This window comes from Achromobacter sp. (assembly GCF_057314935.1).
This window is the reverse complement of sequence record NZ_DBHKZA010000023.1, coordinates 15,998-28,040: the sequence shown is the minus strand read 5'-3', so window position 1 is coordinate 28,040 and position 12,043 is coordinate 15,998. Positions and strand designations below refer to the sequence as shown.

11 protein-coding genes are annotated in these 12,043 nt (G+C 63.7%); 3 read left to right on the top strand and 8 right to left on the bottom strand.

The genetic code is table 11. The annotated features are described in order from the left end of the window. Positions 1-6: 6 nt before the first annotated feature. On the bottom strand, positions 7-867 hold the full coding sequence (locus ACO6D5_RS11030; protein ID WP_485825389.1) for an isocitrate lyase/PEP mutase family protein: 861 nt from the start codon (positions 865-867) through the stop codon (positions 7-9). Positions 868-972: 105 nt separating this feature from the next. On the opposite strand from ACO6D5_RS11030, the gene ACO6D5_RS11025 reads away from it, so the two are divergent. Then, entirely contained in the window at positions 973-1,857 is an 885-nt protein-coding gene (locus ACO6D5_RS11025; RefSeq protein WP_315525653.1) for a LysR substrate-binding domain-containing protein, read from the top strand. A gap of 19 nt (positions 1,858-1,876) precedes the next feature. Here ACO6D5_RS11025 and ACO6D5_RS11020 read toward each other — a convergent pair whose 3' ends face one another. The 3 genes from ACO6D5_RS11020 to ACO6D5_RS11010 form a co-directional block, all read right to left on the bottom strand. Continuing rightward, complete coding sequence (locus tag ACO6D5_RS11020; protein WP_485825388.1) at positions 1,877-2,692, bottom strand: siderophore-interacting protein; 816 nt, start codon at positions 2,690-2,692, stop codon at positions 1,877-1,879. Between the two features lie 26 nt (positions 2,693-2,718). Beyond that, a complete protein-coding gene (locus ACO6D5_RS11015) occupies positions 2,719-3,396 on the bottom strand; it encodes a PadR family transcriptional regulator (protein WP_485825387.1) in 678 nt (225 codons plus the stop codon). 67 nt (positions 3,397-3,463) lie between these two features. Beyond that, a complete protein-coding gene (locus ACO6D5_RS11010) occupies positions 3,464-4,357 on the bottom strand; it encodes a DMT family transporter (protein WP_315525645.1) in 894 nt (297 codons plus the stop codon). 471 nt (positions 4,358-4,828) lie between these two features. On the opposite strand from ACO6D5_RS11010, the gene ACO6D5_RS11005 reads away from it, so the two are divergent. Both ACO6D5_RS11005 and ACO6D5_RS11000 read left to right on the top strand, forming a co-directional pair. Continuing rightward, complete coding sequence (locus ACO6D5_RS11005) at positions 4,829-5,857, top strand: DUF1254 domain-containing protein (protein ID WP_485825386.1); 1,029 nt, start codon at positions 4,829-4,831, stop codon at positions 5,855-5,857. 113 nt (positions 5,858-5,970) lie between these two features. Then, positions 5,971-6,999 carry an AraC-like ligand-binding domain-containing protein gene (locus ACO6D5_RS11000; RefSeq protein WP_485825385.1) on the top strand — a complete coding sequence of 343 codons (1,029 nt, stop codon included), beginning with the start codon at positions 5,971-5,973 and terminating at the stop codon, positions 6,997-6,999. A gap of 12 nt (positions 7,000-7,011) precedes the next feature. On the opposite strand, the gene ACO6D5_RS10995 is transcribed toward ACO6D5_RS11000, so the two are convergent. The 4 genes from ACO6D5_RS10995 to ACO6D5_RS10980 form a co-directional block, all read right to left on the bottom strand. Beyond that, on the bottom strand, positions 7,012-7,806 hold the full coding sequence (locus tag ACO6D5_RS10995; protein WP_485825384.1) for a hypothetical protein: 795 nt from the start codon (positions 7,804-7,806) through the stop codon (positions 7,012-7,014). A 53-nt stretch (positions 7,807-7,859) separates the two neighbouring features. Beyond that, positions 7,860-8,624, bottom strand: a complete 765-nt coding sequence (locus tag ACO6D5_RS10990; protein ID WP_485825383.1) for an acid phosphatase — start codon at positions 8,622-8,624, stop codon at positions 7,860-7,862. 258 nt (positions 8,625-8,882) lie between these two features. Then, positions 8,883-9,779, bottom strand: coding sequence for an oxidoreductase (locus ACO6D5_RS10985; protein WP_485825382.1), 897 nt, complete (start codon positions 9,777-9,779; stop codon positions 8,883-8,885). Positions 9,780-9,839: 60 nt separating this feature from the next. Next, positions 9,840-11,474 carry a sensor domain-containing diguanylate cyclase gene (locus ACO6D5_RS10980; protein ID WP_485825381.1) on the bottom strand — a complete coding sequence of 545 codons (1,635 nt, stop codon included), beginning with the start codon at positions 11,472-11,474 and terminating at the stop codon, positions 9,840-9,842. Positions 11,475-12,043 lie beyond the last annotated feature (569 nt).

Below are 12,043 nucleotides of genomic sequence, written 5' to 3'. Positions count from 1 at the left end.
GGACGCCTATTGCGCGTCCAGCGCCAGGTAGCGCTGGGTCTGCACGATGGCTTCACGTTCCTTGAAGCTGGTCAGGCGATCGGCCAGCGCGCTGCTGTCGCCGGTCTGCTTGATGGCGGCCAGCGTGGCCTGCATGGCATGGATGGCGGCGCGCTGCAGGTCCGACGGGATGATGGCCAGGCGATAGCCCATCGCGGCCAGCTCGGGCAGCGGCACCAGCGGGGTCTTGCCGCCGTAGAACATGTTGATGAGCTTCAGGCCCGGCAGACGCTCGGCGATGGCGCGGATCTGCTCCAGCGTCTCGGGCGCTTCCACGAACACCATGTCCGCGCCGGCCTTCACATAGCGCTCGGCACGCGTGATCGCCGCATCAAACCCTTCCACCGCAATCGCATCCGTGCGCGCGATGACCAGCGCGTCGGCATCCGAGAGCGTCTGGCGCGCAATGTGCACCTTGCGGCACATCTCGTCCGTGTCCACCAGGCTCTTGTCGTCCAGATGGCCGCAGCGCTTGGGGAATGACTGGTCTTCGATATGGAAGGCCGCCACGCCCGCGCGCTCCATGATGCGCACCGTGCGCTCCACGTTGGCCGATCCGCCGAAACCGGTGTCGGCGTCCGCCACCACCGGCAGGCCGCTGGCATCGACGATCTTCTCGACCCGATCCATCACTTCGGTAAAGCTCAGCAGGCCGATATCCGGATAGCCTGCCGCACGCGCGATGGCGCCGCCGCTGGCGTACACGGCATTGAAGCCTGCCGCGGCCACCAGCCGGGCCGACATGCCGTCATAGGCGCCGGGCGCCACGACGATGTCACGGGCCAGGTGCTGGCGCAACAGGGTGCTGGGTTTGACGGGAGCGTTCATGGCGGGTTCCTTGATGAAGATGCCGGGATGTATGCATCATCGGCTGGCGGCAATAGAATGTCCAATATATGGAAAATTGATAATCAGTACTTTTAAGGTATCAATATGGAACTGCGCCATTTGCGCTATTTCGTCGTGACCGCCGAGGCGCAGCACTTCACGCGCGCGGCGGAACTGCTGGGCATGGCGCAGCCGCCGCTGAGCCAGCAGATCCGTCAATTGGAACAAGAGGTCGGCACGCCGCTGTTTGACCGCGCCGGCCGCGGCGTTGCGCTGAACGACGCGGGCCGCGCCTTCCTGGTTTGCGCGCAAGACATCCTGCAGCGCGCGCAGGCCGCGGTGCAGACGGCGCAGCGCGCCGCCCGCGGCGAGGTCGGCGAACTGACGCTGGGCTTCACCGAGTCCGCATCGTTCAACGGTGTCGTGACCGAGCTGATCCGCCAATACCGGCAGCAATACCCCGATGTGGAAATGACGCTGTCGCAAGGCGATAGCGAGACGCTGGTGGCGCAGCTGCGCGAAGGCGCGATCGACGCCGCCTTCGTGCGGCCGCCCTTCGCACTGGACGGCGGCTTGACGTTCACGCAGTTGGCGGAAGAACCGCTGGTGGTGGCCCTGCCCCTGGGCCATGCGTTGGCGCGGAAGAAGCGGCTGGCGCCCGCGGACCTGACGCAGGAGCGCTTCATCCTGTATTCGCGCAAATCGGGTTACGGGCTTAGCGCGGACATCATGGCGGCTTGCCGGCAGCACGGCCTGAACCCGCTGATCGGCCAACGCGCGCCGCAGCTGTCGTCGGCGGTGAACCTGGTGGCGGCCGGCATGGGCGTGGCGGTAGTACCCGCGTCACTGCGCCATCTGCGTCCCGACGGCGTGGTCTACCGCCCTTTCGCGCTGGACTGGCCGCGTGCAGTGCTGGGCCTGGCAGTGCGTCAGGACCGGCCGGGCGGCAAGGTGGAAAACCTGCTTCGGCTGGCCGGCGGCCGCGCCTAGCGCGGGTGTGCCGCGACGCTCAGTCTTCGTGCGATTCGTGCACGGCCACGGCGCCGCGCTTCCAATAGCTGGCGGCGCGGATGCGGGCCTTGTCGGTGCCATGCTGCGACACCATGATTTCACGCACGGCCTTGGCCACGGCGGATTCGGCCGCCACCCACACATAGCCTTCGCCTGGCGGCAAGGTCAGTTCGCGCGCCGCTTCCAGCAACAACGTGCTGTAGCCCGGCGCCGTGCCATCACGATGCAGCCAGCGTACGGAGGCCTGCGCGGCCGAAGCCAGCGGGATCTGATTGGCGGCGGACGGCACCTCGATCAGGACAAACGCCTGTGCGGCGGCGGGCAGTTCCTCAAGGCGACGGGCGATGGCGGGCAGCGCCGTTTCGTCGCCGATCAGCACGTGCCAATCAAACCCCGTGGGCACCACGAAGGAACCGCGCGGGCCGCCGATGCCAAGCGTCTGGCCAGGCGCGGCCTGTTCGGCCCACGAGGACGCAGGACCGTCGCCGTGCAGCACGAATTCAATGACAAGCTCACGGCGGGAAGCGTCGAAACGGCGGGGCGTGTAGTCGCGCGCGGCCGGCTTGGGCACGCCTTCCGGGAACTTGACGCCATCCGGGCCCACGGTGGGCAAGGCCAGCGGCTGGGTCGGGTCGGCGGGGAAGAAAAGTTTCACATGGTCATCGAACGACGCGGACACGAAGTCCTGCAGATCGTCGCCAGTGAAGGTGATGCGGGCCAGCAGGCCGGCAACGCGCTCGACGCGCGCCACGGTCAGCACGCGCATCTTCAGGTTGTGGCGCACGCGCTCCACGTTCAAATCGCTACGGGTCATTAAAACTCCAGTGTCAGGGGAACGGGTCAAGCACAGGGCTTGCCGTTGATCTCGTCGGTGGCGCGCGCCAGGATGGCGACGATGCGCCGTTGCTCGGCGGGCGAGGCGTCGGTGCGATCCAGCAGCGCCTGCCGGAGGGCTTGGCGCGCCTCGACGAATTCCGGCAGCCAGCCGGTGCGCACGTCCTCGCCTTCCGGGCCCAGGTTGCGGGGCTGGCCGCTCCAGGCCTGGCGCATCCAGTCCATCTTGCGGGCGATGTGCTTGAAGCGGTTGAACATCAGGGTCAAGCGGCTGCGGTTGGCTTCCAGATGCGCCTTGCCCGGATCCGCCAGGTGGTAGCGCTTCTTGGCGCCCTCTTGTTCCACGGTGGCGTAGCCCAGTTCTTCCAGATAGGTCAACGCGGGGTAGACCATGCCCGGGCTGGGTGTATAGAAGCCGTTGCTGAGCGTGCCCAGCGCCTTGATGAGTTCATAGCCATGGCTGGGGCTTTGCTCAAGCAAGCCCAGCAGCATCAGTTGCAGGTCGTCGGCCGACACGCGACGCCCGCGCGTGAAACCGCGCCCGTCGCCGCCGAAACCGTCCGCATCGCCCCGGCCGTCGGACGGGCCCGAAAACCAGTCGCCGCCAGAGGCGGCGTGGCGGGGATGATGGGCGTGGTGATGGTGGCCGTGATGGCCGCGGTGGTCATGATGGAAATGTCGCATGGTGGTTTCGCTCTTAAGATGTATCTTTAGATATATATCTTACGATACACCCGCAAAAATCCAGGCGTCAAGCGCGGCGTTCAAATACCCCCGCCGCGATGCCCCCCACAATCAGCGCCATGCCCGCCAGCAAGGACGCACCAAGCGGTTCGTGCAGGATCACGGCCGAACACAACAACCCGAATACCGGCACCCCCAGCAGCCCGATGGACGTCACGCCTGCCGGCAAGGACCGGTTCACGTTTACCGCTGCCCAGTACGCCACGGCGATACCGAAGACGCCGCCATATCCCAGCAACCAGGCCAGGTCCGGCGTCCAGACGACAACGGGCGGGCCTTCGGCCGCGAACGCCACCGCAGCCAGCACCGCCGAGGCCAGCAACGCCTGCCAGAACGCCAATTCGAAGGGCGGCGTCACCCAGCGGTGCGCACGCACATAGACGATGTTGGCCGCCCAGCACAATGCCGCCAACAGCACCAAGCCATTGCCCAGCAGCGCGTCGCGGCGTGTCCAGTCGAACGCCAGCGGGTTGAAGATGACAAGCAGCCCCAGCACCCCCAAAGCCAGTCCCAATTGGCGCGCGCGGCCGATGGGTTCACCCAGGAACAGCCATGCGCCGGGAATGACCCACAGCGGCGTGGTGTAGGCCAGCACCACCGAGCGGCCCGCCGGCACCGTCTGCAGGCCCAGGCTGACCAGCGCGGCGAATGCGCCCATGTGCAGCAAGCCCACGCTCAAGATCACCGGCAGGTCGGCCTTGACCGGCCACGCGACACGCCGCAGCGCGATTCCCAGCACCAGCAGCGCGGCCGTGCCCACGGCGCTGCGCGCGGCCACGGCCCAGATCGGCGTCATGTATTGCAGCAGGAGTTTGCTGACGACCCAGGTGAAGCCCCAGGCCAGGACCACGACGCCCAGCAGCAGCAAGGCGTTGCGACGGGACAGCGAAGTGGAAGGCATACGTGGGGGTCGGCATCCAAGCGGGCCGGAGCGGGTCGAAAGACCCGACTATAGGAGCCGCCCGTGGTCTGCCAATAGACCCACGGCGCGCCGATTTCCTGGAGCCACGGCAAGCGGCCGTACTCGCTTGGGCCTGGCCAGGAAAACACGCACGCCGGGCCGCCGCGCGCAGGGAAATCAAGGAGGCGCTCGCGCTCTCGGATCTCGACGCGCGGCAATGTCTCATTATTCAGACCGATTTGTCTCGTCGTGGCCTGTATGGCGGCTTCTGCCGCAGAGCGCGGTGTAAATTCGCCAACGATTTCACGCGAGGCGACGTGCATAGGTCGAGCGTTTGCCCGTCGCAGCGCCAAGCCATCGCCCGAAGGCAAAGATCGTAGGTGCATCCCGGAATGCGTAGCGGCGTCGGAAAGCGCGATGCCTGCGTGAAGCTGGGAAACGAAGTCACTTTCAAACGATCAAGAGGCCTACATGTCATTTTCGTCCGCGTCCCGCATCGTCGCCCTGACGCTCGCAACCTTTGGCGGCGCGCACGCGCAATCCCAGGATGCGGCGACACCCGTCGGGGTCGACAACTTTGTCCGCGCCGAGTCCGATCTCTACATGGGAAAAATGGTGGCGGACGGAGGTGTCGGCAAGTTCATCCACAGCCGCGCGCCGGTTGCCATCGACGCCCAGAACGTCATCCGCATGAACCGGGACACGCTCTACTCCGAAGCCGTGTTCGATCTGGATGCAGGCCCGGTCACGATCACCCTGCCCGAAGCCGGCGCCAGATTCCTGTCGATGCAAATCGTCGACGAAGACCATTACGTACCGGCTGTTTACTACGGCGCCGGCAGCCACACCCTGAGCAAAGCGGAAATCGGCACGCGTTATGTCTTTGTCGCGATCCGCACGCTCGTCGACCCCGCAGACAAGAAGGATCTTGAGCAGGTGCACGCCTTGCAGGACGCCATCAAGGTCAGCCAGGCCAAGGCGGGGGAATTCGTCGTGCCGAAGTGGGATCAGTCCAGCCAGAAGAAGGTGCGCGACGCCCTGCTGGTGCTGGGCGAGACGGTCCCCAACTACAACCGGGCCTTTGGCCCGAAGGGCGCGGTCGATCCCATCCAGCACCTGATTGGAACCGCGACGGGTTGGGGCGGAAATCCCAGCAAGGACGCCATCTACCTTACCGGCGTGGCGCCGAAGAACGATGGAAAAACCGTTTATCGGCTGAACGTCAAGGACGTCCCGGTGAAGAGCTTCTGGTCGGTCAGCGTGTACAACGCGGACGGCTACTTCCAGCAGAACCCGTACGACGCCTATTCGTTGAACGACCTCACTGCGCAAAAAAAGGCTGACGGTTCGATCGACATCCAGTTCGGCGGCTGCGATGGAAAGATCGCCAACTGCCTGCCCACCACGCCGGGCTGGAACTATACGGTCAGGCTTTATCAGCCAAGCGATGCAATCTTGAACGGCAAATGGACCTTTCCGGAGCCGACTGCGCAGCCCTGACCCTCAGATCGGCCGCGCAACCCGGGCCGACGCCCCGCGTCCGTGCAACACAGACGCGGGTACACTGGCCCTCCAGCCGGCTACGGGCTTGCGACTTTAGGCGAGACGTCAACATGACTTGCTCAGAAACGTTCATCTCCACCGACGCAATAGAGCACTCGCTGCGTGACGAATACTGGCGTGAAGTCACGCGCCCCTTCTGCGACACGACACTCGATACGACAAAAGGCGCGCAAACGTTGGAGGGAAGCATGCGGATTCGCCATCTTGGCGGATTGACGCTGGGATCAACGACCTTCAATGCGCAGCGCTACAAACGGGACAAGACCACGATTGCCCGCAGCGGGCTGGATCATTATCTTGTCCATATTGTCGCGGCAGGCTCCATTTACGGCGATTTTGACGGCCGCAATGTCGTGGCGGCTCCGGGCGGAATCTGCATCATCGACCTGGCCCGCCCTTATGCATGCAGCGTGGACGCCGGCGAACGATTGGCCACGACCATTCCGCGCGCCGGCATCGACAAACTGCTGGGCGCCCGCGACGTGCACGGGTTTGTCCTTGAGCCTGGGCTTCCGATGACGCGACTGCTTGGAGATTACCTTCGCGGTTTCCACGCGGTGGCCGGCCAATTTTCCGCAAGCGAAGACGGCGCGGCGCAAGAAGCCCTTACCACCCTGCTTTCGGCCGGACTGTCGAACACCGCTCCCGTCGACGACGGCCCGCAATCCGTGCTGGGTCAGGCGATGCGCGCGCGCGCCCTTGCCTATATTGATCGCCACCTTGCCGATCCCGAGCTGGGTCCGGACTTGCTCGTGCGGCGATTCAGAGTCTCGCGCGCGCACCTGTATCGCGTGTTTTCCGACCTTGGCGGCATCGCCCAAGTGATCAAGACGAGGCGCCTTGACGCGGCCTACGCCTTTCTTGTCGACCCGCGGCGTCCAGCGCGCCCGGTGAGCCAGATCGCCGCTGATTTCGGTTTTCGCACTACCGCACGATTTCGCCACGCGTTCATCGCACGCTTCGGTGTGGCCCCTGAGGACGCCAGCGGCGGAAGCCGCAATGCGGCGTCGCCGGTGAACAGCGACAATTTCCTGTCGACCCATTTTGCCGCGCACAGCCATCGGCCTGGCCAGGCCTGAGGTGCGTGCGCTTCAGAACTGGTAAGCCAGGCCCACAATGGGCCCTTGCTGAACGACGTTGTAGACAAAGCCATTCCGATTGAAATTGACGCCCAGCGCGCGGTAACCAAGCATCGCCGAAAGATTGGACTTGAATTGATAGCCAATCGCCGCCGTGGCGTCCCAGTCCAGCCGGGCTTGCCCGGCGCCGATCACGCCCCAACCGCTCAGATACCAGTGGTCATTCAAGGCATATTGGCCTCGCAAACCGGCCACCGCATCGATCCATGTTGCGCTGTCGCTCCGGCGCTTTCCGCCAAGCACTCCGCCCTTCAGTGAAATCGTCGTGCTTGCGTGCCAGAGCCGACCGCCGCCGATCACATCAAGGTGGCCCCTGTCGCCTTCAAGCACGCTGTAACCCGCGCCAAGAAAGCCGGAGAACGTCTCCGATGAGATGTCGACCTTTCGACTGAGGACGCCGTATTGGGTGTTGCCGCCGCCGGAGAGCTGCGCATACATGACGTCTCCGATCAGGCTGAACCGCTTGTACCGGGCCTCGGCGGCACCCATGAAGGCCAGATCCGTCTCGCTGATGATGTCGCTGAAACTCGAATTCAGCTTCGCCGGCGGCTGCCCGAACTGCCCGACCTTTCCCTTGATGCCGGATGCCCAGACATAGGGGCTGACGCTGACCCGCCACTCGTCGGCAGCCGCGCCCGATTCTTTCTTCAGAAGGGGGCTGATTGGCAGCGTGCTGTCAGCGAAGGATACGTTGCAGGTCCCGACCAGCGCGCTCAACAGGATCAGCGGCGTAAAGCACAGTTTCATGGCGACTCGATATTGCGGCGTCTTGGAAGTCCGTAGGCGGATTGCGGGCGGCGTCACTGCTCGGACAGCGCGGCTTCCTCTGCCTTGCATTCCATGCTGGGCGCCGGGTGCCTGGCCTTGGCCGCCTCCACTTCCTTGCGAGCCGCGGCCACATCGGCACGGAACTCCTCATAGTTCTGCAACAGGGCAACCGTTGCCGCGCCCATCGTGCGGCCGGCGTCCACATCGCTTTGCCAATGCGCGTTGCAGACAACCCGGCTTTGGCCGAAGTCCAGGCCACGCTTGAACAGTGTGTTGGCCCGCTCAGGATTGATTTCAGCCAGGACCAGCGCCCAAGCCCACCCCGCCGCCGTATGGCCCGACGGGTATGAGCCATCGGTGCGCAACAGGGATTCCTGTTCAGGGAAACATGTGCCTTCGTTGTGGACGACAAACGGGCGAACCCGGTTATAGGTGTTCTTGACCCCGTAGGTAGACAGGCCCGCATCGGTCAGCACTTTCTGCATCAGCCGGTACAGGTGCGGCGTTTGCGCCTCGGTGATATCGACACCCATGGCGCACGAGAAATTCTTGGCTGGCTGCGGGAACTGCAGGTCCGCATCCAGGCGGGCCTGCGTTGCGCGTGCCCCGCCGCGCAGCGCAATCGTCGCTTTCCTGGCCTCTTCGTCACGCGCGAACGCGGCGCTGTCCGCGGCCGGCGGCGGCCCCAGCAGATCGAGGCTGTTGGGCAAGCGCTCTTTCGGGATATAGCCTGGCGCCAGTTCGAAGTGGGGATCCGTAACCGCCGGGTCTGCTGCACCGTCCGCCGCGTATGACATCGCGTGGGTCATGCCCAAGAGAGCAAGCGAAACACGGACTGCCTTACTGCGTGTCGTGGGAAGCATATACATCTTTACCGTCAGTTAAATTGCTGGAGACTCCACCGTTGGACGCTTGGTTTACCCAAGGCGTCATACGATGCAAATCGTGGGCGAATTTACACTGCGGAGCGGCACGGAAAGCGTCAAATGCGTCGAGGTGAGACGGATGGGCGCGAATAATGAGACATTGCGAATCCGCTTCGCGAAGACCGCGTCTCAGCCCGGCCCGTCGCTTGCCGCGGCCAGCAGGGGAACGACAACGTCGCTGATCGGAGTCGGTATGCCGTGCGCCCGGGCGCGGCGCAAGACGACGCCATTCCGGATATCCCATTCGAGTGGCCGCCCGGCTTCGCGGTCTGTCAGGATGGAGGTGCTCAAGTCGGCAGAAGAAGCTTGAAACTTGGCGAGGATTTCCTGCGGAACTTCGTCGCCCAGTTCGGCCCCTTCGGCACGCGCCACGGCCAGGCACTCTCGCAGATACGCCAGCGATAGCTCGGCGATGTCGGGCCGGCCAAACATGCCGGCGCGGCGATGGGTGAGCGCCATGAGGCCGGCCGCCGCGTTCTGCAGTAACTTGCGCCAAGCCACAGACTGGAAATCTGCGGTGATCTCTACGGCGCACTGAGTACCCAAGAGCCCCTCGGCCACGACGCGGGAAGCGGGCGAGTCCGGCAGGCTCAGGCGCGCCTCCCCCCGCAAACGTACCGAGCCGTCGGCTTGAGCCTGCGCGGGAAACCACACCACGGCCGGGACGATCCGCGCACGCGGCGCATGCGCCGCAACTCGTTCCAACTGCTCGACGCCGTTCTGCAACACGCACACCACGGTATCTGGACGGCACAATGCCGCGAGCCATCCTGATGCCGTCTCGGTCTGCGTCGCTTTAACCGCGAGGAAAACAAGGTCCATCTTGCGATCGATCTGGTCCGGATCGGTCTGCACGGGCCCCGGGACAATGACGCGGCGATCGCCGTTCAGCAACGTCAGCTGGTCGCGGGGCGTGCGGCCACACAACACGTGCGGACGGCCGGCCTCATGCAGCGCGGCGGCAATCGTGGTGCCGATGGCGCCCGGCCCCACGATTGCGATGGCGGTGTCTGTTGCGGTACTCATGGGTTGGATTCCTTATTGGCTCGCAAGACATACGTTAAGGCAAAAATGTTGTCTGGCGCCTTAAGGCATTGCGCATTCAGGCCGGCGCGCCTGCTTGTCCGCATACATGAGCTGGTCGGCTTCCTTGAGAGCGGCGTGTAGCGAACTGACAGCGGGGTCCACGCTAACAATGCCCAAGCTCGCACCTCGATAGTCGAAACTGCACTCAGCCAAGGTATAGGTACCGATCAGCGGCAGTGCCAAACGGCTGCGCATCTCGTCGACGACCCTTTGCGGATCGTCGGACCTGGACGGAGCCACCAGTCCAATCACAACGAACTCGTCGCCCCCCCATCGACCCAGCATATCGCTCGTGCGCAGACCAGCCGACATGCGTCGACCAACCTCGATCAAAAATCTGTCGCCCGCATCATGCCCGTAAGTGTCGTTGATCGGCTTGAAGCCATCCAGATCGATAAATGCCACAAGAACCCATTGCTGCGTCCGTTTCGCCAGAACGAACAACCGTTCCAGCTCGGTCAAGACCGCGCGCCGATTTGGCAGGCCGGTCAGCGCATCGTAGTTGGCCGCATACCGCTCATCCTCTCGGCGCATCGCGATTTGGCTGGCCGCATGGCCGGACAGCAGGATCAAGATCAAGCCAAATACCGCAACCAGGCCTGCCATCCAAAGGTGCTGTTTGCGCATGGGCGCGAGGTGCTCCAACGAAGCCAACGTGAGCAACTGATATTGTGTGTCCGACAACGGCTGATGCCGCAGCAGGTAGGGCCTGCCGTCGATGATCCACTGGTCGGCAGGGTCCAAGCTGCCTGCGGCGCGTACATCCATGAGCTCGCCTGGCTCTTCCTCACCATCTGGCGGAAGTACCGTACCTGGTGGAAGAAGCGTCGCGACGTTACGTAGCATGAACGGCTCTGACGACGCCGTGATCACACGCCCCTGGCGGTTCACGATCAGCGCAACATGGCGCCCTGTCAGGTAAAGCGCCACCTCGGGTGCGTCAAACTTGACCGTGACTGACCCCAGCGGCACATCGTTCGAATCCTCGATACGACTAGCCACGAAATAGGAGGGGGATTTATTCAGACGCGCGATACCGAACGAATGGCCATTGCCCGTGCGCAACGCGTCAATAAGGTAGGGCCGGCCCGAGTAGATCATGCCCACGATGCTGTCGGGCTCGGCCCAATTGCTGGCCGTCACGGTGTCGTCCGACATGTTGTTCATGTAAATGCGAGCGTATCGCAGATCACTGGCCAGCGCGTTCATGACGTCGCCGACCCGGCGCACGAGTGGGTCGCGCGTGAACTGCAAAGCGCGCTCCTGCCGTGTCAGCTCGGCGGCGCCTGGCGGATCCGTGCGATACCGCATGGCGAGTTCAATCACCAGACTCTGCCGCGCCACCATATTGGCCACGCTTACCATCTCGGTGAACAACCGGTCCATAACGCGCACAGTCGTTTTGGTCTCGTATTCGGCGCTGGCCGCCAGGCTCGCTAACTGTGCGGTCACGATCCTTTGCGAAATCCACCACCCCAGGCCGGCCACCAGCGCCAACCAGATTACCGCCAAACTTAGTGTTGTCCGGCGTACCGTGGGTCGCATCCGTTGTTCACGCCTGCCTCGCTGCAGCAACACGTCGTTCCCCTCAGGAACTAATCGTCCAAAACAACTCTCGGCAACGTTCGTAGCCATCTGGCTCTGGGCTGGAGTATAAGCACCGACTGTCTGGCGCTGCTGTGTAAATCTATTTTGCGGCGCCTAAATCTCCCCAGGCCTCGATACTCTCCGCTATCTGCTGTGGGCCATGCTGCGAGGGCGAATACTCAAACGCATCGGCTATACGCGTATCGACGCCTCGCAAGCCACGTATCTCGGCTCGATGGAGCAAGCGCCCTCCAGCAAGACAATATCGCGAGAGATTATCTCCGATCGCTTTGTTGACAATCCTTGACGGTTGAATGCTGACAATGCACGACACCTGGCCCGTCCACGCACGGCGACAGTGGTCGGCGAAAACGGCAATCTCGTGGGTTGGTCAAAATGGATAACCTTGAGCGCATGCGTGGCCAACTTCGCCAACCTCGCAAACGCTTAAACGGTCTCCTGTACCGGCCAAGTGCTCCCCGGGCCGATCCAGGCGCCGGACTGGCCCGTGGGAGGCGATTTGTCGGCTCGAATCGTCTGAACGCGTTGACACGCATCGACGCTAAGATGCGTCCGATGAATCGAAGTGGGAATATGCCCGCCTTGCGTCAACAATT